This window comes from Paenibacillus sp. GCM10027626, from assembly GCF_042676285.1.
GTDB lineage: Bacteria > Bacillota > Bacilli > Paenibacillales > Paenibacillaceae > Paenibacillus_Z.
Genome location: NZ_JBHTHC010000023.1, coordinates 78,892 through 101,766, shown reverse-complemented (window position 1 = coordinate 101,766; position 22,875 = coordinate 78,892). Strand labels below are relative to the sequence as shown.

At 48.5% G+C, this 22,875-nt stretch carries 17 protein-coding genes; 4 read left to right on the top strand and 13 right to left on the bottom strand.

The genetic code is table 11. The features are described 5' to 3' along the window. Positions 1-123: 123 nt before the first annotated feature. From ACFQ0N_RS31200 to ACFQ0N_RS31170, 7 genes are all read right to left on the bottom strand, one after another. A complete protein-coding gene (locus ACFQ0N_RS31200; protein WP_379333881.1) occupies positions 124-861 on the bottom strand; it encodes a WecB/TagA/CpsF family glycosyltransferase in 738 nt (245 codons plus the stop codon). A gap of 372 nt (positions 862-1,233) precedes the next feature. Beyond that, complete coding sequence (locus ACFQ0N_RS31195) at positions 1,234-2,874, bottom strand: type 2 periplasmic-binding domain-containing protein (protein WP_379333879.1); 1,641 nt, start codon at positions 2,872-2,874, stop codon at positions 1,234-1,236. A gap of 59 nt (positions 2,875-2,933) precedes the next feature. Further along, entirely contained in the window at positions 2,934-3,821 is an 888-nt protein-coding gene (locus ACFQ0N_RS31190) for a carbohydrate ABC transporter permease (protein ID WP_379333877.1), read from the bottom strand. 10 nt (positions 3,822-3,831) lie between these two features. After that, positions 3,832-4,797: an ABC transporter permease gene (locus ACFQ0N_RS31185; RefSeq protein ID WP_379333875.1), complete on the bottom strand. Its 966-nt coding sequence runs from the start codon at positions 4,795-4,797 to the stop codon at positions 3,832-3,834. 213 nt (positions 4,798-5,010) lie between these two features. Then, on the bottom strand, positions 5,011-7,305 hold the full coding sequence (locus tag ACFQ0N_RS31180) for a helix-turn-helix domain-containing protein (protein WP_379333873.1): 2,295 nt from the start codon (positions 7,303-7,305) through the stop codon (positions 5,011-5,013). A 237-nt stretch (positions 7,306-7,542) separates the two neighbouring features. Beyond that, positions 7,543-10,071 carry a carbohydrate binding domain-containing protein gene (locus tag ACFQ0N_RS31175; RefSeq protein WP_379333871.1) on the bottom strand — a complete coding sequence of 843 codons (2,529 nt, stop codon included), beginning with the start codon at positions 10,069-10,071 and terminating at the stop codon, positions 7,543-7,545. Between the two features lie 295 nt (positions 10,072-10,366). Next, a complete protein-coding gene (locus ACFQ0N_RS31170) occupies positions 10,367-11,200 on the bottom strand; it encodes a helix-turn-helix domain-containing protein (protein ID WP_379333869.1) in 834 nt (277 codons plus the stop codon). 392 nt (positions 11,201-11,592) lie between these two features. On the opposite strand from ACFQ0N_RS31170, the gene ACFQ0N_RS31165 reads away from it, so the two are divergent. Further along, positions 11,593-12,021, top strand: coding sequence for a VOC family protein (locus tag ACFQ0N_RS31165; protein ID WP_379333867.1), 429 nt, complete (start codon positions 11,593-11,595; stop codon positions 12,019-12,021). Positions 12,022-12,522: 501 nt separating this feature from the next. Here ACFQ0N_RS31165 and ACFQ0N_RS31160 read toward each other — a convergent pair. After that, positions 12,523-12,972: a VOC family protein gene (locus ACFQ0N_RS31160; protein ID WP_379333865.1), complete on the bottom strand. Its 450-nt coding sequence runs from the start codon at positions 12,970-12,972 to the stop codon at positions 12,523-12,525. Between the two features lie 247 nt (positions 12,973-13,219). Here ACFQ0N_RS31160 and ACFQ0N_RS31155 point away from each other — a divergent pair, with 247 nt between their 5' ends. The 3 genes from ACFQ0N_RS31155 to ACFQ0N_RS31145 all read left to right on the top strand — a co-directional run bounded on the left by ACFQ0N_RS31155 (position 13,220) and on the right by ACFQ0N_RS31145 (position 15,316). Continuing rightward, complete coding sequence (locus ACFQ0N_RS31155) at positions 13,220-14,095, top strand: hypothetical protein (RefSeq protein ID WP_379333863.1); 876 nt, start codon at positions 13,220-13,222, stop codon at positions 14,093-14,095. Positions 14,096-14,109: 14 nt separating this feature from the next. After that, positions 14,110-14,379, top strand: a complete 270-nt coding sequence (locus ACFQ0N_RS31150) for a zinc ribbon domain-containing protein (protein ID WP_379333861.1) — start codon at positions 14,110-14,112, stop codon at positions 14,377-14,379. Between the two features lie 529 nt (positions 14,380-14,908). Then, entirely contained in the window at positions 14,909-15,316 is a 408-nt protein-coding gene (locus ACFQ0N_RS31145; RefSeq protein WP_379333859.1) for a hypothetical protein, read from the top strand. A 232-nt stretch (positions 15,317-15,548) separates the two neighbouring features. Here the strand turns inward: ACFQ0N_RS31145 and ACFQ0N_RS31140 are convergent, their stop codons facing one another. From ACFQ0N_RS31140 to ACFQ0N_RS31120, 5 genes are all read right to left on the bottom strand, one after another. Further along, complete coding sequence (locus ACFQ0N_RS31140) at positions 15,549-16,430, bottom strand: carbohydrate ABC transporter permease (protein WP_379333857.1); 882 nt, start codon at positions 16,428-16,430, stop codon at positions 15,549-15,551. A gap of 11 nt (positions 16,431-16,441) precedes the next feature. After that, the gene (locus tag ACFQ0N_RS31135) at positions 16,442-17,338 is read right to left on the bottom strand and encodes an ABC transporter permease (protein WP_379333855.1); all 897 of its coding nucleotides are present in this window, start codon (positions 17,336-17,338) and stop codon (positions 16,442-16,444) included. Positions 17,339-17,424: 86 nt separating this feature from the next. Then, positions 17,425-19,113 carry an extracellular solute-binding protein gene (locus ACFQ0N_RS31130; protein ID WP_379333853.1) on the bottom strand — a complete coding sequence of 563 codons (1,689 nt, stop codon included), beginning with the start codon at positions 19,111-19,113 and terminating at the stop codon, positions 17,425-17,427. 111 nt (positions 19,114-19,224) lie between these two features. After that, positions 19,225-20,901: a helix-turn-helix domain-containing protein gene (locus ACFQ0N_RS31125; RefSeq protein WP_379333851.1), complete on the bottom strand. Its 1,677-nt coding sequence runs from the start codon at positions 20,899-20,901 to the stop codon at positions 19,225-19,227. Continuing rightward, on the bottom strand, positions 20,898-22,649 hold the full coding sequence (locus tag ACFQ0N_RS31120; RefSeq protein WP_379333849.1) for a sensor histidine kinase: 1,752 nt from the start codon (positions 22,647-22,649) through the stop codon (positions 20,898-20,900). The genes ACFQ0N_RS31125 and ACFQ0N_RS31120 overlap by 4 nt, the downstream gene beginning before the upstream one ends. Positions 22,650-22,875: the final 226 nt, after the last annotated feature.

Genomic DNA, 22,875 nt, shown 5'->3' with positions numbered 1-22,875 from the left:
CCATCTGACCCAAGGGCTACAATCAAGCCTTCATAACATGTGCAGAAAGGCCGTCGAAGTACTCGGCGGCCTGGATGTATGTGATTTCAACCAACGTATCCGTCAGCAGAATGGAACTATTATTTACTTACCTTCTCGAAATAACAATGCCCGAACAGCAAAACGAGGCAAGATCAATTGCCGTTTCCACCTTGAAGGTTGTTGGATCAACCTGTAAAGCCACTCCAAGTTTAGCCGTTTCCAACTATCTGGAGTCGCCTTTACTTTTCCGGCAATTACATCAAGACTGCCTCCAACACCAATAGCAATCTTTGCATTCAGTTTTGATTTATATTTATGAATCCATCTCTCTGCATATGGTGCTCCAAGTGCAACGACCAAAATATCAGGCTTCAAGGATCCAATTTCTTCGATTATCTGATCTTCTTCACTTTGTTTAAAGAAGCCATGATGCCTACCCAATATTAAAAGATCAGGATATTTTTCTCCAATAACTTCACATACTTTTTCATTAGTAAGCGGATCCGCACCCAAAAAATAAAATGACCACTTCTTTTGGTTGCCTGAATGTAGTAACTTTAACAAAGTATCGTAGCCAGTAACTCTTTCCGGAAGGTTTCCGCCCCTTAAACGAGATACCATCACAATTCCGATACCGTCGGCTGTAATAAGACCTGCTTCATCGATTATTGAACGCAAAGAACTATCCTTTTGACAAGCCATGGTGATCTCTGGATTAACCGTAATTACATGAAAAAGTTCGGCTCTATTTTCTTGAATTACATCACTGAGAATTTCTACTGTACGGTCTAATGTGTTTTTGGGAAAGTTAATCCCCATTACCCTGGAATATTGTTCCATGATAGCGTATCCACCTCATTTAATGTTACCCGTATTCTAACATGGATCAAGTTTCCATACCATCCTGCCCGTTTAAAAAGCGCCGCGGCACGTAACAGCCAACGTTCTTGCCTATTACAAAAAACTGCGGTTAACGCCCTTTTAAGTGCTCAAGCGAGTTTCACCCCAAAACCCGCTGCCGTTACTTATGGTACGGCTCAGCTTAATGGGTCTATAGGTGAATATAAAAAAACTGACGTTACTTCTTGAGTATCGTCAGTTAAATGCTATGAATGGACTCCAACAACTCCCTGGTGCCAGCTAATCCTTGAGCCTCAAGCCTCGGCAAATGCCGAGAGGCTATCTACTATTGAGGAGGTTTACAACATCCGTTTACTGTATGGAGTCAGTCAACTGCTTCTCAATCTGATCCGCGCCAGCAGCTCTCGCTTTTTTTACATAATCATCGAATGAATCGACCGATTGAGTGCCCGTAATAATTTTAATATACGTTTCGAACGTCAGCTTCTGTATGTCGGTTTTATATTTCCCCATCGCTTCCACGCTAGGCAAGTAAGCTTTCGGCGTGCCTGTGCCTTTGACCCGTTCGGCAAGCTCATACTTCGCTTTATTCCTTTCCTTTAGCACAGAAGGATTTTGTAAGAAGTAACTAAAGGTCGTCACGCCCCGTTGAACTTGTTCGGTCATATTTTTGAGATTGGATGCGATTGAACCGTCCGGGTTGATCGTGTAATCCTTATCTTTAACCCCATAGTTCATCAGCATATAGTAATCCTGATCCGTTACCAACGTGTCCAGCATTTTGAATATCGCATCCACTTTATTCGGATCTTTGAAGGCGCTCGACGTAATGATGATGTTTTCATTGCTATAGCCCCAATAGTTGCCCCCGAATGCGCTGCCGTCTGGGCCCTGAATCGCTTTGCCATACTCGTACGTTTCGCCGAGTTTGGCGTCAGGCTTTACCTTCATAAATTCCTGATACACGGCTCCACCCGGATCTCCCTGAGTCAGCGGCGGCGCCCAGTGGTAGAACATTGCGTTGCCTGTGACACCGATTCTGCCGTTAATAAAGGCATGGGAAGTTGCCCAGTATCCGCCTTTATTCTCGCCGGTCAGGAACTCCGGATCGATGACGCCGTCTTTGTACCATTTGGCCAACAGCCTCAGCGCTTCCTTCATTTGCGGCTGAATGGCGTTCAGTGATACTTGGTTATCCTTAATGGTAAACCATAAGTCCGAGTACGGGGTCGTTCCTTTAAGATTGTCCGTCGGGAACGGACCGAATGCCCCGAATACGGTTTGCAAGGCTGTGCTGGAAATACCATACGTGTCCTTCTTACCGTTTTGGTCCGGATCGTTGTTCGTGAATTTGTAGATCGCATCCTCGAACTCGGAAAGCGTCTCGGGTATTTTGTTAATGCCGACATTTTTCAGCCAGTCCGTCCGCCAGATCAGGCTGGTTGGATATGTCCCATCCAGGTTGAAGTTGGGCAACCCGTAATTCTTACCCTTGTATATGGTTGACTTGAATGCGGCTCCCATTGAGTCGTTATCCATAATCAACTGATAGTAATTCGGTGCTTTTTCCTTGATGAGTTCGAGAGGCACTTCCGCCGCGACACCGCTCTCCACCAACTTCGACAGATCGAACCCCTTCAGCCGGAGAACGTCCGGCAATTCCCCGGAAGCCATTCTAACGTTGAATACTTCATTGTGCTTCTGGCTATCCGCAGTCCATATGTTCATCTTGACGTTAAACCTTTTTTCGATATCTTTGAGCACTTCCGAATTCGGATCGGGAGCCACATCGTTCACGTTGTAAGCAGCCCATTCGATCGTGATCGGCTTTTGCACCTCATGGGATACCGAAGTTCCGCTACCGACTGACGACGGCGGAGACGATGAAGAATCGTTGACGTTATTCCCCCCGCCGCCGCATGCGGCCACTGTTCCTGCCAATAAAGCTGTTATGACGAGACTGCCCGCTTTTCTCCATGCACCTAGCTTCATTTGTTGACCTCTCCTTCATCTTAATTATATATTGTTAAACCATCCGGGTGAGGATAGAATTAACCTTTAAGCGACCCGATCATGACGCCTTTGACGAAATATTTCTGAATGAATGGATAAATCACGAGAACCGGGATCAAGGAGACCATTAGCGCCGCCATCTTCATCGTGTCCGTATTCACCGAGATCGTATTGGCGACTTCCGTCGCCGTAGGATCCGTTCCATCGAACAATATTTTTCGAAGCACGAGTTGAAGCACGAATTTTTTGGAATCGGTCAGGTAGATCATCGCGTTAAACCACTCATTCCAGTGATAGACGAGCGTCCAAAGTCCTACCGTAGCGAGAATCGGTATCGACAGCGGCAATACCATGCGTACGAGAATGACAAACTCGTTCGCACCATCGATTCTCGCCGATTCCATCAGTTCCTCCGGCAACGACATGAAGTAATTGCGGATGATCAGCATCGTGAACGTATTGATTGCAGTGGGCAGAATAAGCGCCCACATGCTATTGTATAGCCCGATTCCTTTGATAAGCAGAAAGTTTGGAATGAGTCCGCCGCTAAAGAACATCGTGAATACCATGAAAATCGTCCAAAACTTCCGATGCTCCAAATTTTTCTTGGATAACGGATAGGCGGCTAAAATCATCAGGGTCAGGGAAACCGCCAAACCCAAGACGACCCGAATCAATGTATTCGAATAACCTGCCCATATTTGCCCGTATTCGAATACTTTGCGGTATCCGTGGAAATCGAATTCAAACGGAATCAGATGAACGCCGTAACTGCTGGCTACATGGGCAGGACTCATCGAGATGGTGACCACCTGCATTAACGGGACTATCGTACACATGCTCAGGAAAGTTAACGAGACGTAAACGAACGAATCCACGATCCAATCTTCTGCCGATCTTCTTCTCTTATTGCGTACTGCTCTCATGCTTCAACACCTACCATAGTGTGTAATCGTTCGTTTTCTTGGCGACGTAGTTAGTCAGAACGATCAGCATGAAGGCGATGATGTTCTTGAACAACCCGACTGCCGTCGCATAGCTATAGTCCGCCTTGACAAGCCCGACCTCATACGTGTACGTCGAGATTACATCTCCGACGGACAGAACCGAAGCGTTCAACAAATTGTAGATTTGGTCGAAATCGTCATTTATGATATTGCCGACTGCGAAGATAAACATGATGGTGACGACCGGCACGATAGATGGCAGCGTAATATGCCATATTTTCCGCAATCTCCCTGCCCCGTCTATGTCGGCCGCGTTGTACAGCTCCGGGTCCACATTCGTAGTGGCGGCAAGATAGATAATCGTCCCCCACCCGATTTCCTTCCAGATCGAAGAGGTGACCAGAATCGTCCGAAACCAGACCTCGCTAGTTATGAAATATATCGGTTCATAACCGAATGCCGAGATGATCGCGTTCACCACGCCTCTTGAAGGGGAAAGCACTTCGACGACGATGCCCCCGAGAATGACCCATGAGATGAAGTGGGGAAGATACGTAATCGTCTGAATCGTCTTCTTGAAGAAGACGAGACGGACTTCATTTAGAATGAGACAGAGAATGATCGGTGCCGGGAATCCGAATATCAATTTGTAGAAACTTATGATGAGCGTGTTCTTGAGCACAGGCATAAAATAAAGGCCAGTAAATAGTTCCTTAAAATGCTCCAGACCGACGAATTCGCTGCCCTGGATGCCTTTAACCGGGTAAAAATTTTGAAATGCGATCACGATGCCATAAAGTGGCGCATAGTGGAAAATTAAATAATAGGCGAAGACGGGCAAGAGCATCAGAAAGAAATATTTTTGCTTCCAGTAACGGTAGATCAAGTTCCGCTTCGGCATCTTTCCCCAAGGTCGGTCCTTCACCGGCGTTGAAGCTGCGGCCGCGATGTCCATGTTGCAAATCCTCCAATTCGTTAAGGTGACTCCATCATAATGCCCCTTCCCACTCTTGCCAACGAACAACAATTTTACTTAAGGGGGCTTTTTTTTGCTCAATTGGCATCATCCCACCCGTATGTGGGCATTAGCTTCTTAAGAGTCACCACTTTTACTTGCGGCCACAATGTTTACCTTCACACAAAAAAAAGAGACTATGATGAAGGTTCATCATAGCCTTGGATTCAGGCTGTCGCGGTACTTCTGGGGCGAGCAATCATACTTCTCCTTGAACAATCTCGCAAAATACTTCGGGCTGGCGTAACCGAGCCGCTTGGCAATTTCCTTGATCGGCAAATCCGATTTCAATAGCAGCTTCTCGGCATGCTTCATCTTGACATGAGTCAGGTGCTCCGAGAAATTCATGCCAATCACCGATTTGTAAATGCGGCTCAAGTAACTGGCATTCATATGAATACTTTCGCTCAAAGACATTAACGAGATTTCGTTGTATATATTCCGTTCAATATAAGTCAAAATTTGCTGCTTAAAGGGGTTGGAGGTGTCGTCTGGGACTTCCGCGAGCGCAGGGGTTAGAATCTGATCGACGACTTCGGACAGCCAACCTTTCAACTCCGTCACGTTGTTCAGCTTTTTACCGTAATCCCGAATATCGTAGCCGAGCAGACGCTCCAAATCGATATCCAGCGAAATGGCGGACGTTCGCACCATTGAGACCGCGTCAAATATCGTATTTCGGCAATATTCGATTCCATACCTTCCGGATACAAGCCCCTTCTCCAGTATATCGAGTATCGACGCCACCCGGTCTTTGTTGCGGTTACGAATCGCCGCGGAAAGCTGTTCGATCAATTGCGAACTGCTGCCGAAATCCTTCCGCATCTCGATCTGCAAATCTTCATACACGATCATGCTTTGCCCCGGCATAATAAACGAATATCGCAAGCTTTCGCAAGCCTCTTGGTAGGCAATGGCAATGTTGTCATACGAGGTTTCATGCTTCCTGCTGAACGCGAGCACAAACTCGCCTTTCACTTGGCTGCCGATGCTGTCATGAATTTTCTCTATATCCATCCGGCTCGTATAATTCCATACGGCTACGATACTGCCGGCGTGATCGATGGTAGAGAAGAGATGTCCGTCCTGATCCTTCTCCAGATTTTGCAAAAGACTGTACTGAACCACCATCTCGTTCTCGAAACCGATGGCACCCGTCCCGAATACTTTGAGCACCATGCATGTGATGCTAGGGTACGTAAAATGAATGCCAAGTGATTGCTCCAAAAGGCCGACTTGATGGTCGTCCGGATCAACATCCCCGTGCAGCAGCCGCATAATGAATTTATCGCGGATTACCGGTTTGTTTTGCTCCCATTGATCATTGAGGTCCGCGATCTTCTCGGATACGCCATTGATGACACCACTTAGCAGCTTATATTCGTTATTCACGCCTTGCTCAATGACGCTTTGGTCCCTGCCCAAATTAAGGATCGTCTGAACGACCCTCCGCAGCGGCTTGTTCGCCCAATAAGTCAAGTAGACGGACAAAGCGCCATTCACGAAAAGCAGGATAACCGTCGCGGTAACCAGATAAGTCTGCATCTGTTGGGATTTCTGGTATAAGGAATTTACCGAGTTTACAGAGATGTATCGCCAGTTGTTGTAATTCGATTTCGAATAGGAAATGATGCTTGCCGCTCCGTCTACCGTTGAGTCGAAGGTGCCTTCGTCCGCATTTTTCAATACTTTTCCGGTAAATTCCATCTCCAAAATATTCGTATCTTGCCACTTATCGTTGCTGTCGACGATCACGTTGCCTTCCTCGTCCATAATGAGCAATTGCTGCTCATCGGAGGATGGAGAAGATCCGGTTAAATTTTGAATGGCACTCTCCCTAATATTGACTGCGATGACAGCTTGTTTTTGCTTCTGGTCGCCCATTAACGGAATGTTGGATAAATAAGTGATAACACGGGTATCCGACGGCCGCGTAATTCGGGGTTTCAGCCACCGGTTGGGCGTCTGGATATTTTTTAATTGCTGAATCCACTCGCCGTCTAGCCCCTTAATAGAACTTTCCGAATTGAGATACGAATTGAACCGGTCGTTGATATACAAGTTCCCTTCCGTGTAAAGAACCTCGACCGATTGCAAAAACGTGAGCTTGTTGGGGATGTCCGTGAGAAAGTTGCCCACTTCGGCGATTTTCAGACCGTCCTGGCTTATATCGTGCGTCAGAGGGTACACGAGCGTTTCGTTGCTCGGCAAATCCGTGAAATAAATGTTGCCGAATCGGATCACGCTATCGAGAATCGTCTCGTCCACGACATATTTCAGTTTTCTGACATTTTCAGCGCTCTGATTGTTGATTTCTTTGTTGTAAGCGCTTGTAAAATATTGAATGAAAAGCATCTGTGGACCTAACGAGACGATAATCACAATCATCAGATTAAAAATAAGTATGCGCGCGCCGATCGTATTCAGCTTGGATCGGATTTTTAACATCGCATGACCCCCCAGAAGTTTAACCCGGAAAGAATCAACATCCCACCGTATACTCTATCGTAATATCAGGAGCTGCATCTGACAACGTCAAAGATATTTACCTTCGGTGTCTTTATTTTACTTGGCTTTCCAAGCCTTATCGCATAGCTGTGCCGAACTCCACCTCTTGCGCCCCTCACCTTTCCGGAACGCAGAAAAAGGGCTACGATGATATACCCACCATAGCCTGCTTCCTGGTTACTGTACGGTAACATTGTCCATATACGCTTTACCCGGAGCTGTGGCACTCGACTTATACAGAAAGATATCTGCATAAGTATTGCTTGCCCCCGTACTGAAAGTAATGGAGACCAACTGATAGCTCGTGTCGGTTACGGTTTGGAAGAGTTCCATCCCGCCGTAATTTTTAACCCCAACGTTCACGGAATCGCCCTCATGCTGTACTTTAACGTAGGCGGAATAGGTATAGGTCGTATTCGGGCTCAAACCTGTGATCCGCTGCGTAAGACTGCTCGATTGTGTAACGTAGCCTGCCGAAACGCCGTCGAATACGTTGCTGGAACTATCCGTGCCTGCTGTATGCCAAGCCGTCCATGGGGCCTTGATACCTGTTTCGAAATCGCCATTCACTGCATAATTGTGCTGCAAGACCGATGCATGGTCGATGTATGCTTTCCCTGTGCCCGTTGCTCCGGATTTGTATAGGAATACATCCGCGGAAGTGTTGCTTTCTCCTGTCTTAAAGGTTACACTCATCAACTGATAGGCCGTCGAAGTTGCCGTTTGAGAGAGTTCAGCCCCTCCGAAATTATTCACGCCCATTAGGACGGAATCACCGCCGTTCTGCAGCTTCACATAAGCGGAATAGGTGTATGTCGTGTTTGGGCTCAAGCCATGAATGGTCTGGGTTAAGCTGCTGCTGCGCGTCACATAACCACCGAAATTGCCGGAGAATGGTTGCGTGCTGTCGATCCCAGCCGTATTCCAGGAAACCCAGGGGGACATGCTGCCTGTTTCAAAATTGCCGTTGCTGATCTTGTTGCCTGGAAGGTTTCCTTCATCCGGAGTCAGCACGATGAGCGATACCGCATTAACGCCAAGGGCAACCATCAAATCGTCATCTCCCAGAGGTTTGACACCATCCATGACTTTGGAAAGACTGGACGATCCGTCATAAGCATAGTTACTGTGCGTAGCATCGATAAGATATTGTTCATATTTGATCGCTTTACCGGCAAAACCCGCAGGTAAATTGCTGATCGACAGATTCACATCATAGGTATTGGTCCCGGTATTCTGGTAGTTCCAGAGAAGTACCGCTGCCCGATTATCGGACTTCGTAGCGAGCACACCAACTCCCTTGCCATCCGTCTCTTGACCGCTGCTTATCGTCGCAGGCACTCTTGTATCCTCCAGCATACTCCACAATCGATATACATTGCCAGCCGGCAAAGCTTCTGAGCTTCCGATGACATCCATCCAGTCGGTAAGATCCTGACTGACTCTGATTTTGAACTGCTGTTGTCTTGCGGCGCCGTCCGCAAACGCGATTTTAACGTAACTTATCGTCTGCACGGCGCCTAAGTCCAAAGTGACATCCTGATCTTTGCCGCCCGACCAGTAGGTTGACAAGTTTCCGTCATAAACCGACGCTTTGTTCTCCGCATCGGACGATGCGTACGAGTCCCCAATATTCAATTTATTGTTATTATTGTCGTAGACCTCGATTTCGGAGACTTTGGTCACCGGGTTGCTGCCAGACACGTTCACTTGCAACTGAACATATCTGGCCGGCGTATTGGTAAAATCAAACGTTTCAAGATTCGAAGATGTTCCGCTCGATTTCTCGAACCGATAAACAATCTGGCCTTGGGCATCATTCCAAGGAGACTTATATTTATAGTAGATGCCATGGATGTTCTGATTGGTCAGGTTGAACATATGAGCTGCCGTATTGGCCGCCGCGAGCGCGGCGAATGTGTTGGTAGGTGGATTCACGCTCGTCGCGTAGCCCCAGTTAAACTCCGTAATCCACATTTCCGTATTCGTAAAGCCTTTCGTATTCAAATAGTTTCTGATATTGGAATAATCGGGAATCGACTTGTAGCTGTAGTCATGCCAAGATACGAAGTCGAGCGGCAAGCTATTCGCCGTACAGTAGTCAATCAATGCCGTAACCCGATTCGGATTGCTGTCCGCAAACCCTCCTACCTTGAGCTTATTGCCATTGGTAACGGTACTGTTCACGTATTCTACTGCCTGCGTCAACAATTTGTAAAGTTGAGAAGCCCGGGCTAATCCTTCACCGCTTTCGTTCCAAAATTCGATGTATTCCAAATTAGCGTGCTTTTCCTTAAAATATTTTATGGCCGTTTTCAAATTGTCCAAATACGCCGCATCATTCGGCGCGGTTCCGTAAAATTGTAAATTCAACATGAACGATTGCGAATTCTTAGCTACATTATCGATCGAATGCGCGTTCTCCGGAACAAAGTGGTTGGCGGTAGGAAACAGACTATCCATATACGCATACGCATGCATGAGCGTCATACCGTTATGGTTCATCTCGGCATAGTCGCTTTTTCCGGGTATAGGATTGATATTGCTGTTATTATAACCATTCTGATGAATATAACTGCCTAACGTTTGCGAGAAATCGATTGAAATGTCAGACGGAGCCGCAGCAGATGTGCGAAGAGGCACACACGCAATCCCTATCATCACAAACAAACATAACCATACAACCAACCTTCTTCTAATGATCATGTAAAGCCCTCCTTTTTCATGATCTTTCAATCTCATCATAGTACCCAGCCGTCCGATTGTCGTCGGATCATTATTTTACAAGCGGGGGCAAATTTTTTACTCTTTCTACTATCAGCCCACTTACCGCATGAAAGTATCTTGGTGCTGATTCGATTTTGTCCATCGGATCATCGGAATCGGACGCTTCCTTATATATACCTGATGCTTGGGCCGCTTCTCTTTTTGGTGCCCCCTACTGCCATACAACAAAAAAAGCATGGTGGATTTATTCCATCACGCCTTTTTTTGAAAGAGTCTATACGTAGATGATCTCGCCCACCTCGTTTTGCAGCGTCGTATACCTGGCTGGCGAGTGTCCTATGAATCGTTTGAATTCCTTTATGAAGTGCGCTTGATCGTAATAGCGATCGTTGAAGTGTCTGCTTTGCAGGAAGCCGCGCTTGTCTCGGAGCAACGCCTGGAAGCTCGATTGGAAGCGAACGATCGAGGCGAATGTTTTGGGGCTGATGCCCAGCCGCTCCGCAAACTTGGCACGAAGCCACCGATCGCTTCGTCCCGTCTCGTGCGAAAGCGCAGCCATCGAGATCAGGCCGTGCGCGTTCATGATAGCGGCTGCGCCGTGTTCGAATGTCGTGTCCCTCTCCGTCCGCGTGAGTGCCCCAGTCAGGTATTCTTGAAGCAGAACTGCCTTATGCGCCGGACTCGACGCCAGATACATCCGCTCTTCCAGCATGCTTGCAGCCAATGTGCCGATAAGCTCGCCAAATGGCACGATTACATTGCGCAATTCATGTTGCGGAACGGCGAGCAAACGATATGCGGCAGCGGGATTGAGTTCGATACTGATGCAGCCGAACGGCTTGCCTCGATTGAAATCAGCGATAGTAGGGCAGTCGGAGACCCCTGCGACGAACAGCCGATGTCTCGGCATCAGAAACGAATGGCCGCCGGTCCGGACCGCAGCAACATGCCCCTCATAGTACAAGATCAACTTCACGGAGCCGTTGGGCGCGATGATCTGCATCTCGTCTTCGGCAAGCCCTCCATTGCTCTCAAACACCCAAATGTCTTTGATACATTCTTTCAGAGCAAGGCGTGGGGATAAGCGTCCGATGGCAAGCTTGTTCATGAGGATCTCACCTCCAAGATTTATTGCACAAAGAACGATAAGCGGCAACCTCTTTTTGACGCTAATGTATCACAAAATCCATAGTTTGAACAGGATTGGCTTTGCAGCACTCATCAAACGGAAACTAGAGTATATTTTTCGGAAAATATGGTGTACCGTTCAAGAAACGGCTTCACCGAAATTATAGCATGAACATAGAACTTCCGATTCGTACAATACAGATTGTCTCATTTGATGTACCTTAAAAGGAACGCTAGAGAAGTATTAATCGCAACTCGAAACGAGGCGTTTTTCAACGCGATGATACTGGGACGGACGAGCTGCTTGGCGAGCGCCCCACACGATGCGCATAGTGTACGCAGTAAAACAAAAATACTTTTGAGGTGATCGAAATGGCATTGACATCAACCCACATTTTTGTGAACTTGCATGTGAAAGACGTAAAAAAATCGATGGCGTTTTTCACGGGGCTCGGCTTCGAGTTCAACATGCAGTTCACAGACGAAGAAAAAGCGGCTTGCCTTGTGATCGGCGACAACATGTTTGCCATGTTGCTAGTGGAAGATTACTTTAAATCGTTTACAAAAAGGGATGTTGTCGACACCGGAAAATATGCCGAGTTGACCATCGCGCTGTCCGCCGAAAGCCGGGAGAAGGTCGACGAAATCGTAAACAAGGCGGTCTCCATAGGAGGGAAGTTGTACTGCGATCCGGTAGATCACGGATTCATGTATCAGTGGGGCTTCCAGGATCCGGACGGCCACATTTGGGAAATTGCGTACATGGACATGAATGCGTTCGAAGGCCAGAGCCAAGAGTAAATCATCCCGCCAAGCGGACGTAGCCTGCACAATATCACTCTAACTATTAACCGACGAACCAAATCCACCGAACAAATTGAGTTCACGATAAAGATACAGAAAAGAGGCATTTAGCGATCTGCTAAGTGCCTCTTTTTCGTTTCCTAACGCTTTAAAGAATTTCAACTGCTTCTGATGTGGGAGGTAATTCTATTAAGGATAATCAAAACGCAAAATTGCATTGAGCACATCCGCCGCGTAAAGGCGCAGCCCGAAAGCTATCTCGCCCGTGGTATATTTAAGGTTCGCACCGGTATTCCTGTCGTTTCTTCCTTTATTCTCCGTCAAGTTCTGATCGTGTGTCTGATTGATTTGTGGCTCCTGCTCAAGAACTGCGAATTTCCGCGATGATGGAGCTGAGAAACTTTTGCTGTTCAACGCTCACTTTTTCACATATTCCCCATATCAACTGATTTTCATGTTCGGTCAAATCTCGATTGAGCGTCGAATGAATTCGTTGCTTTAAGTTGAAATATTCGCCTTTTCTTCTACCGCCCGAAAATAATGCCCATCAGGATCGTAAAAGGTGAAATAGCCGAATTCATTAGTAAATACAGGTTCATTATCAATACGGGCGCCTGCTTGTTTAATCCGTTCATGCAAAGCAAGCAAATCATTCGTTAACATTTCAACCATCGTCACATGCCTCGCGCTGTTTGTGATCCAGAATGAATGCGGAAATTCGAACTTCAAATGAGTAATATCTTCCGGCTTGGTTTCCATCAAAAATATACCTGGACCGTTTCCATTTTTCAATGAAACGTGTGCTTCTCCAAATGAATAGTCTGCCGAAATCAATTCATAGCCCAACACATTGCAGTAAAAATCTACCGACTTTTTCAAATCCGTAACTGGAAATCTCATGCAACAGTAACCGCTCACATCCGCATTATTCGTTTTTTTGCTCAGCATATGCTACATTCTCCTTTTTCAATTGCATTCTTTGATTTCCATTACAGAATCTGTCTATTCGCTAAATTTATCAAATACAGACGAGAAGACTCCTTCCTCAAAGGGGAAGCTTAGGTAGGAGATGAATCGTCTTCGGACAAGGTGGTAACTGTACCATCTTAATCGTCCGACATGATTTTAAAGCAGTCCCTTCGCTAATTGAAACCGAACTGATGTTCTGATATAATAGTAGATATAGGGGGTGGAAATGAGTCTGAATACGATTACGATCAAACTTCCTTTGTATCGGCCCACATTGGTGAAACAAGACATGTATAGAGCCATGCGATCCCACTTTTCACAAGCTAGCAACCAAGCCCTTCTGTACCTACAAGAAGTCCCAGTACGTAAGGCAACAGAGCTGGATCGCCTGCTTCGTTCCATACCACTTCCATCCACATTGCTTCAAGAAGCAAGAAAACAGGCGGTCAGCCGGTATCAGGATTGGAGGAAGCATGCAAATACTAAGGGTTTTCCTTCCTTTCGAGCAAACATCTCGATCCTGTTTGACAATCAGAACTGGCGGCTCCGTTTCGATCAAGGACACCTGAAAATCGGCATCCCTACCATCGAAGGCCATCTAACCATCGATAAATATGTGCCTGTGAGCGCCAACGATTATGCTTTGTTTTGGGTGAACTACCTTCTGACTGGGGAAATGGATCCAACCAGCAAACACTATAAACCTTCTTACAAAGGAATCTCGAAACCGAAAAAAGGGAATGTGCAGCTTTTTGAGCGCAAGGGAAAGTGGTATTTTGCTTTCACCCTTTCTTTTCAACTTCAGGAATCGCCGAAAACGAACAAAGCGATTGGCGTTGATCGCGGATTACGCCTCATTGCGGTTGCTGCCGATGCCGATACGGGGAGATACCTGACCTTTAACGGCAAACGTATCGGCCATATCCGTAGGCGGTATGCCCGTTTGCGAAGGGAAATCCAGCAAGCGAAAAATATGAAAGCGCTCAAACGACTCGAACATAAAGAACGGCGCATGATGCAATATTGGAACCATGTCATGGCCAAAAGTATCGTGCAATTTGCGAGTGTGAGCGGGGCGTCCATCATCAACTGGAAGACCTGAGCCGCATCCGTTCGATGAAGAAATATTGGAAGCGTGCAGATCGCAATATTCATGCCTGGGCGTTCTATGATTTGGAACAAAAGATCACCTATAAAGCCGCATTAGCCGAGCTAAACGTGGAAAAGGTGAATCCCTATAAAACCTCTCAGGAATGCAGTCAATGTGGAATCATTCGGAAAAACCATCGCAGGAAAGATCAATTCCAATGCTCTTGCGGCTATCACGATAACGCGGACATCAATGCCGCCTTCGTCATAGCCCGCAGACCATCACTTGTCATATAAGACAAAACGACGGCGTAAAAGCCGTTGTGCAGGGCTAGATACCTTGCATAAGGCACCTGACTGTGCTGAATACCTAACCGAGAAGTTCTATCCGTCACACCAAAGACGTTCAACATGGACGGAACTGAACCCCGGAGTTTGCTTGGATACAGAAGCGAGAGTAAGAACCTCTTCTGTGATCATGGAACAAATTCCTAAGGTAACGGTAACTGAACCTGCTTCTCGCTAATGAGTGAATAAGGGGAATCCCCTGCCTCTAAGCAAAGCGTAGGCGGGGGAGGATGTCAATATTCGGCAAAAGTATAGTACTTCCTTCATAATATCCTGGGCGTTAGGCCGGTTAGAAACTTGCCGTCACTTATGATACGGCTCAGCTTAACGGGTTCATCGGGAAAAATCCGCCGCGGCGCATGATTCTCGCTATGAAACCGTTCCCTCTTCCTTAATACTCTTGTCCTTGAACCTGCTTTACAGCCAGAGAAAACCAGTGGTAAACTGAATAAAATTGGAAAAGCAGGAGTGAACACTAATGAGCTGGGATGTTCTCATCATGAAAGAGAAATATGATTTCGACACACCAGGGGAGAATCAACCAGATATTGCGCCTCTCGGCAAACGGGATGAAATCATCGAAAAATTGACGCAATGTATTCCTAATTTGGATTATCGGGATGAAGCGTGGGGAATCTTGAATGACGAAGGTTACTCGATCGAGTTTAACACAGGAGACGAGGAGATTGTGGATTCCATTATGCTGCATATCAGGGGCGGAGGAACTGTGATGAATACCATCCAACTGGTTTGTAAGACGCTGGACGCATATGCACTCGATACATCTGACTGTGCCTATATTGATTTTAAACAACCTGATCAAGCAGAGGAATCATGGGAGCGATTCCAGAAGTACCGGGACAAAGTTTTAAACAAAGTGAAATAGGTGCGGAACTTATTCATGGTAGTGAAACGACGACAACGGGGAATGCCATAGGTCCAAACGAAAAGCCTGCTTTCGTTCTTCCTAAATGCCATCCCCCTTTTACAAGAAGGTCATATGCGTCAGTCGTCCTGACTATTTCCAATCTTTATCGGATTAAAGAGCCCCTACCCCCAACAATCGGCAGCGGGCTCTTTACAGTGCCGGAACCGTTAGAGCCTCTGAATTCCAAGTCTTATCCTTTTACGCTCCCCAGTACGATCCCTTTCATGAAATACTTCTGCAGGAACGGATAAGTCAACATGATCGGGAGAGCCGCGAGGAAAATCTGCGAGGCCTTCAGCGTCCGGTTGTTGATATGGGAGAGCAGTTCTGCTTCCTTGACGTTCATAATTTTCAGATCGAAGCTGATGACCAGCGTCTGTAAGTAGCTTTGCAGCGGATAATGCTCGGTCTTGTTCATCAGGATCAAGCCGTCGAACCAGGAATTCCAATGTCCGACCAACGCGAATAAAGTAATCGTGGCGATAGCCGGAGCCGATAACGGCAGGAAGATTTGCCAGAGAATTTTCCAATGGCTGCAGCCGTCGATCAGTGCAGCTTCTTCGATTTCCTTCGGGATGCCGCGGAAGAAGTTGAGCAGCAGGATAACGCTGAACACCGGCACCGCACCGGGAAGGACGAGTGCCCAGAACGTATCGAGCAACCCCAGCGTCTTGACGGTCATGTACCAAGGGATAAGCCCGCCGTTGAACAGCATCGTGAAGATGAACGCCCAGGAGTAATACTTGCGCCACCGGAACAGTTTGTCGTCCTTGGACAGCGGATAGGCGACGAGCATCGTCAGAATGATGTTCACCGGAGTTCCGATCAGAATCCGCTTGAACGAAACCCAGTAGGCCGCCGAAAATTCGGGCTTACTCAAAGCATACGTATAAGATTTCAAATTAAAGTCGATAGGCCAGAACTTCACAAGGTTGGCGGTTGCCGCCGTGCTGGAGCTGAACGAGATCGCCAGAACGTTGACTAGCGGCAGCAAGCACAGAATGGCCAGTCCAATGAGAAACGTATAGTCTAATGTCAAAAATAGCTTTCTTCCGAAAGATAACCGCGTCATTTTCTCCCCCCTTAAAAAACCCGGTAATTGGCGAATTTCGACGCCAAGACGAACGAGGTGATGATCAAGACGCTGGAAATGACCGATTTGAATAGGCCAACTGCGGTCGCCAGTCCGTATTGCGCGTTGACCAGCCCCATTCGGTATACCCAGGTGTCGATGATATCCCCGGTGTCCATCACGCTCGGATTAAGCAGGATGAACACTTGGTCAAACCCGGCGTTAAGGACGTTGCCCAAGCTGAGGGTGACCATCAGCACGACGATCGGCGCGATCCCCGGGAGGGTGACATGCCAGGTCTGGCGCCACCGGTTCGCCCCATCGATGACCGCCGCCTCATAATGGGTCGGATCGATGGAGGTCAGTGCCGCCAAGTAGACGATCGCACCGAACCCGAATTCCTTCCATACGTCGGAAAGAACAAGCGTAAACGGGAACCATGAAGAGCTGCCCAGGAAAAAGGGAGACTTTATGCCAAGCAGGCTGAACGCCCAACTGACGACCCCTGACGACGGGGATAAAATATCGATCAGAATGCCGCCAAGGATGATCCAGGACAGAAAGTGGGGCAAATAGACGAGCGTCTGGATCGTTCTCTTGAAGAAAGCTTTGCCCAATTCGTTCAGCAACAGCGCAAAGCCGATCGAGGCGATCAAACCCGAGACTATCTTCGCGACGGCGATGACGACTGTGTTCCGGATGATCTGGGCGAAGTCCGGCTGCTCGAACAGAAAACGGAAATTATCGAAGCCGACCCACGGGGAACCAAAGATTCCCTTGGACGGAATAAATTTCTCAAAAGCGATTACAATGCCCGCCATGGGCACATAACTGAAGATAAGAACCACCAGCAAGCCGGGCCAGACCATGATGTGGAAAGGCAGTTCCCGGCTCAATGAGCCTTTCATTTCTGCATTCCTCCTTGCGATGTCTATTAACGGGAAGGGGGAGCGCCGCGATGGTGACGGCTTTCCCCCTTCTCGTTAACGTTAGGCTAATGAGTGGCTTTCCACTCGTTAATCTCGTTCGTAATCTGATCCCCGCCGAGCTTGTTCCACTTCTCCACGAAACGGTCGAATTCGTCCACGGAGCTTTCTCCTACGATGATCTTGGTGAACGTCTCCAGTTCGAGCTTGTCGAGCGTCGCCTGCTTCGTCTGCTGCGTGGGCACGGGCGCGCCGTAGAATTCACCGATCTTCATCATGCTGCCTTCAACGTATTTCTTCAGCACTTCCATCTCGGAGCCGCCTGGCCCAAAGATCAAGGCGTTGCCGAAGCTCTTGATGTCTTTGTTATCCAGATAGGCCACGACGTTGTCGTAATAGCCTTTCTGTTCTTCGTTCAGCTTGGAAAAGTCTTTAGCCTGGTAAGCTTCCGTAACCGCGATTCCGGCTTCCAAGTTTTTGCTGGGCGGCTCCATGTTGATGACCGGATACAAGTAAAACGGCGTCTGGTCTTTATCCGTATTGTAGATCTCGGCTTGAGCCTCGTCACTCCAAGCGTTTTTGAGCTGGATATTCGCTAATTTGACCGCGGCTTCCGGATGTTGGTAGCCTTTGCGGATGACATAATATCCGCTCACCGGAATATTGGTGGAGGGTGAAGCAGCTTGGCCGTCCTTGGACAAAACGGGATATGGCTTCCACGTCATGCCGCCCGTCGCGTTCGCATTCATCGCTTCCTGCAGCGGCCACAGCGAGTTCCAGAAATTAGCGTAGACCAGGCCGATCTTGTTGTTCATGATGTCTTCGGCGATTTTATTGCCGTCTTTGACGCCGAACTCCTTATCGATCAGACCGCGTTTATACATGTCCTGAAGGGTGGTCAGTGCTTGCTTCATTTCCGGCTGAACGCTGCCGTAGACCAGTTTGCCGGAAGCATCCTTTACCCAGATTTTGGGATAGGCGTGGTAGGCGTTGGCGATTCCTTCGATGGTCGCCAAGCCGCCAAACAAATCCTTATTCAGGCCGATGCCATAGGCTCCGGGATGCTGCTTCGTGAAAGTTTCCGTGATGCTCAAGATGTCATCGAAACTTGTCGGCTCGGGCAGATTCGCTTCCTTCAGCCAATCCGTCCGCAGCCAGATCACCGGCGTCCCTTGTTCGATGCTGCCAAAACCCGTAATTCCCATCAACCTGCCATCGACGGTCGCCGCTTTTTTCATCAGCCCGTTCGCGTCCTGCTCCATAATTCTTTTCAGGAAAGGGGAAGCGTATTTGTCATAGGCGGCCGTCAGATCCTCGATTTGATCGCTCTCAAGCAGCTGCTGGAATTGCGCAGGCGAGACGAACATAAGGTCGGGCAAGTCGCCGGATGCGATCGTCACATTCATTTTGTTCTGATACTGAGCTTCGTCGATCGTCCAGACGTTCTTCACTTTAATGCCGAGTTCATTCTCATAAGCTCTCGTCCAGGCATTATTGTCCAGTGATTCTCCATCCAAAAACTTGAAGCGGGCGCTCGTGCTTCTAACGGTCGTAATCTCAATTGGCGGGTCGTATTTCTCGAATGGATCGGCGGGCTGCACCACTTCTGGGGAATCGGCGGAAGGGCTTGCTTCCGATGCTCCACCATTGCCATTGCCGCCGTTGCCATTGCTGCAAGCGGATACAAATACGAGCGATATGGATAAAGCGAGACTTGCAAGCATCGTTATTTTTTTCTTGGCAGAAACTTTAGTCATTCTCTATCCCCCCGTAACCGGTAACTAGTAGGCGCGCGCAGCCTCTGTATTAAGCATAAGGCACCCATGGGGTGCCCACAATATTCAAAATCGTACCTCCGGAGGAGCAGACTATTCCATTTTTGACTTTTTCGTGCGGATGAGTTCGCGGTACTCGTAAGGGGTCAATCGGGCATATTTCCGGAAAAATCTTGTGAAGTTCGTGGCGGAGGTGAAGCCGACCGCCTCCGAGATGTCCTGGATCTTCATATCGCTGTTTTCCAGCAGCGAGATCGCTTCCTTCATGCGAAGCTCATGGACGTAATCGACGATCGTCATTCCCGTCGTTTTCTTGAACAGCCGGGACAGGTAAGCGGGGTTGAAGTAGACGATGTCCGCCAATCGCGTCAGGGAGACGTCGCCCGCCAGGTTGTTTGCGATGTAATCTTTGATTCGGTCGATGACCCGGGACGCTCTTCGATCCCGTTCGTTCTGCCTCAGCTCGAGCAGCAAGGGAATCAATCTAGTCGCATAATCGAGGGCAAAAGGCAAAGAATCCGGCTGGTCCACCCGCAACAGCTTGGATAAGCCGATCTCGTCCCCGTGACGGCTAGCGATTCCGGTACGATTGATATAAGAAAGAAGGGAAACCGTGATCCGGTAATAGACCTCCATCCCTACCCCCGTATCACCCGGCGACAACCGGGAGAGGACGGATCTCGCTTGCCCAAGCAGGGAGAGCAGTTCGTCTGTCCGCCCTTCGTCCAAGTAGGCATCCATCATGCCGATTTTGTTCAGGACGAGACGAACCGCTTCATTGTCCATCCGGTGTTCGTCGTCCCCCTCGTCGGTCTCGCCGACCGTCACAATCGTCTCGGAATCGATGGAAGACCGGTAATCCAGCGCGTACTGCAACTGGGCGAACGTTCTTCCGGCCTCCTCCCACGAGGTATGCCGATCGCTGATGGCGAAGGAGACAGGGACCCGGACCGCCAGTTCGATCGCTTGCTGGATAACGTCCAGCATACCCGTCGCGATCAGTGAAACCTTCTCGAACGCCGACTTCCCCTCATCGGATTCGACGGATGAAGCAAATGGCTGCAGGAAGCAGACCAATCGGCTGCGGTCGTCGATTGCGCATTTGATTCTCATGGCGGGAGCAAGGTGGCGCTCTACAATGAGCTGAATCGAATAGCCTATTCTCGATCTCTCGGTATATGTCGGCTCCCCGGCCCGAAGCGCCGGGATCTTGCCTACCAGAAGCAGTATCGGCAGTCCTGGATCCAGGGGCAGCTTTAATTGTCCGAATTGCTCGCTTCGGTCCGCGGCCGAAGCGCCATTTAATAAATGGAGAAGGTACTCCTTCTGCAGCACTTGGTTGGCCGCTTCCATCTGCTCGTTCACTCCGGAGACCAATTCGCTCCATTGTCTCGATGCCCGAATTTCGTCGATGACGCTTTCGATGACGGAGATGACCTTCGGGTAGCCTTCCGTTTTCAGCAAGTAATGCACACCTTGATTCTGAATGGCTTCGTACACGTAGTCGAAGTCGTTGAAGCCGGTCAGGAAGACGACCCTGCAATCCACCCAGGTCGATCGTATATGCCGAAGCAGTTCCAGACCGTTCATGCCGGGCATGCGGATGTCGGAAAGGACGATATCGAACCGGGTATCCTTTAGTTGGCGCATAGCATCCATTCCGGAATAAGCTTTATAGAGATCCAATTCTAGGTGGGTTAATTGCTGCAACGTTTCGAACAAACCATCCGCGATAATCGGCTCGTCGTCCACGATCAGTAAACGTATCATGATTCCGCTTCCTCCCTAGTCGTAGGTATGAGAATAGTTGCCTTTAGGCCGCCCTGCGGACTGCGGGAAAGCCGCAGCTTCCCCTGCTGGCCGAACTTAAGCTGCAGCCTTCGGTGAATGTTGAGCAGCCCGACTTCCTCTCCGGCCTCGACCTCTCCCGCCAGCATCGCTTGTACGCCTAGCAGTTGCCGGTCAGACAGCGATTGCCCGTTATCTTCCACGACGATAGCCAGGCGGTCGTCTTCTTTCTCGAAGGTGATGGAGATCCAGCCTTTCTCGGACATTTCCTCGAGTCCGTGAATGAAAGCGTTCTCGATGAGGGGCTGGACGATCAGCCTTGGAACGCGGATGTTCGCATAGACCAGAGGTAGTTCGTCGAAGACGACCTTGATACGGCTTCCAAACCGCAAGCTTTGGATGTCCGCGTAGGTGCGTGCATGGCGGATTTCTTCCAAGAGCGGGATATCGTCGTGATTGCTCTTCGTCATGAATCGGAAGTACTCTCCGAGTTGAATGGTAAAATACTCAAGATTATCGTAATCGCCCGTTCGAGTCATCGTATTCAGAATAAACAGGCTGTTATATAGAAAATGAGGGTTAATCTGCGACTGGAGCTGCTTCAGCTCCGCGTTCTGAATGAGAAGCTTCTGCCGGTACGATTGGTCGATGAGCGTATTCAGGTTTTTGACCATGTCGTTAAATTGCGTAAATAAATATTGGAACTCGTCTTTGCGATGGTGCTTTATGAAGACGTTGAAGTCACCGTTCTCTACACGGGAGAAGGATCGTACCATCTTTACGAGCGGCTGGTGAATGTACCGAAAAGCATATAGAGAGAACAGAACGAGAATTAGGATGCCGGTCAGAGAATAACACCAGATCCAGATGCGATAGATTTGGATCGTTTGGAAAAGCTCCGAAACTCTCACGTATTGAACCGCCTCCAGCCCGAGGGAGGAAGAACGGACCTGAAACGCCTGGTACTTGCTGCCCGCGATGGAGATGTCGGACTCCCGATCCAGAAAGCTTATTTGGCCGCGCAAGGCTTCTTCGCCCGCTCTCCCCATATCGGAATTCGTCGCGCTTACGAAGAAGCGGGATGACGAATCGCGAAGAAAAACGCCGCTATTCTTGTACTGCAGGAGGGGGAGAAGAGAATCCTTCAGCTCCTTCTCCGAGAACTCGACGACGATCATGAAGTATGGGCGGGTCTTGTCCGTCTGCTGTTCAAACGCCTTCATGACGATGTAGGGGCGATTGTCCCGATAGAACATTCGCGACCGGTCGCCGTGCTCCAAGAAGGCATCGTACTCTTGCTGGCGAAAGTTCTCCGGCCAGGCTGATGCGGATAACGTCCGGTCAAGCAGCGGGATGTGAATGCGGACGTCCGAAATATAGCGATTGCTGTTTCTGACGGCGAGAAGCTGCTTTTTCAGCCGTCCGACCATTTGGAATTTCTCGTATTCCGAATATTCCGCTGCAGATTGGGGAAACAGTGCCAGCATAGCCAAATCCTCATCGTTCATCAGAGTTTCGAACAAGAGGGACTGCGTTCGCTGGACGTCCTGGTCGAAATTGTCTAGCACCGACTCGAGAGAGGCGCGGATCGAACCTGACAGCTGAGTCTTGACCGCGCCGATGCCCCAGCTGTAAAGCACGATTCCGAGTGAGAACAACGGAATGAGGATCAGAAGGAAGATGAGCAGCAGCTTGCTGATAATCGAATTTCTCCACAGGATCCGAAACATGTTATCCCCACCTCTCTTTCCGGTATTTCGTATGCATCGTCACTTCCAAGTGCAAATGGCTGTTCAACGAAAAAAACATGCAGTTCACCTCTAAGATTTCTTGACGAGCCCATTTTTTTATAACCAAACTATATCATGAAAGGGAAGGAAGGGTGTGTGGTAATAACAATATAAAAATAGAGCGGAGGTGTCGAGGAGTTATGAACTATATGCCGGCGAACATATT

What these genes read in the sequence shown, in the direction of transcription:
- ACFQ0N_RS31200 (WP_379333881.1), bottom strand. Translation starts at nt 861, where the DNA reads ATGGAACAATATTCCAGGGTAATGGGGATTAACTTTCCCAAAAACACA.
- ACFQ0N_RS31195 (WP_379333879.1), bottom strand. Translation starts at nt 2,874, where the DNA reads ATGAAGCTAGGTGCATGGAGAAAAGCGGGCAGTCTCGTCATAACAGCT.
- ACFQ0N_RS31190 (WP_379333877.1), bottom strand. Translation starts at nt 3,821, where the DNA reads ATGAGAGCAGTACGCAATAAGAGAAGAAGATCGGCAGAAGATTGGATC.
- ACFQ0N_RS31185 (WP_379333875.1), bottom strand. Translation starts at nt 4,797, where the DNA reads ATGGACATCGCGGCCGCAGCTTCAACGCCGGTGAAGGACCGACCTTGG.
- ACFQ0N_RS31180 (WP_379333873.1), bottom strand. Translation starts at nt 7,305, where the DNA reads ATGTTAAAAATCCGATCCAAGCTGAATACGATCGGCGCGCGCATACTT.
- ACFQ0N_RS31175 (WP_379333871.1), bottom strand. Translation starts at nt 10,071, where the DNA reads ATGATCATTAGAAGAAGGTTGGTTGTATGGTTATGTTTGTTTGTGATG.
- ACFQ0N_RS31170 (WP_379333869.1), bottom strand. Translation starts at nt 11,200, where the DNA reads ATGAACAAGCTTGCCATCGGACGCTTATCCCCACGCCTTGCTCTGAAA.
- ACFQ0N_RS31165 (WP_379333867.1), top strand. Translation starts at nt 11,593, where the DNA reads ATGGCATTGACATCAACCCACATTTTTGTGAACTTGCATGTGAAAGAC.
- ACFQ0N_RS31160 (WP_379333865.1), bottom strand. Translation starts at nt 12,972, where the DNA reads ATGCTGAGCAAAAAAACGAATAATGCGGATGTGAGCGGTTACTGTTGC.
- ACFQ0N_RS31155 (WP_379333863.1), top strand. Translation starts at nt 13,220, where the DNA reads ATGAGTCTGAATACGATTACGATCAAACTTCCTTTGTATCGGCCCACA.
- ACFQ0N_RS31150 (WP_379333861.1), top strand. Translation starts at nt 14,110, where the DNA reads ATGAAGAAATATTGGAAGCGTGCAGATCGCAATATTCATGCCTGGGCG.
- ACFQ0N_RS31145 (WP_379333859.1), top strand. Translation starts at nt 14,909, where the DNA reads ATGAGCTGGGATGTTCTCATCATGAAAGAGAAATATGATTTCGACACA.
- ACFQ0N_RS31140 (WP_379333857.1), bottom strand. Translation starts at nt 16,430, where the DNA reads ATGACGCGGTTATCTTTCGGAAGAAAGCTATTTTTGACATTAGACTAT.
- ACFQ0N_RS31135 (WP_379333855.1), bottom strand. Translation starts at nt 17,338, where the DNA reads ATGAAAGGCTCATTGAGCCGGGAACTGCCTTTCCACATCATGGTCTGG.
- ACFQ0N_RS31130 (WP_379333853.1), bottom strand. Translation starts at nt 19,113, where the DNA reads ATGACTAAAGTTTCTGCCAAGAAAAAAATAACGATGCTTGCAAGTCTC.
- ACFQ0N_RS31125 (WP_379333851.1), bottom strand. Translation starts at nt 20,901, where the DNA reads ATGATACGTTTACTGATCGTGGACGACGAGCCGATTATCGCGGATGGT.
- ACFQ0N_RS31120 (WP_379333849.1), bottom strand. Translation starts at nt 22,649, where the DNA reads ATGTTTCGGATCCTGTGGAGAAATTCGATTATCAGCAAGCTGCTGCTC.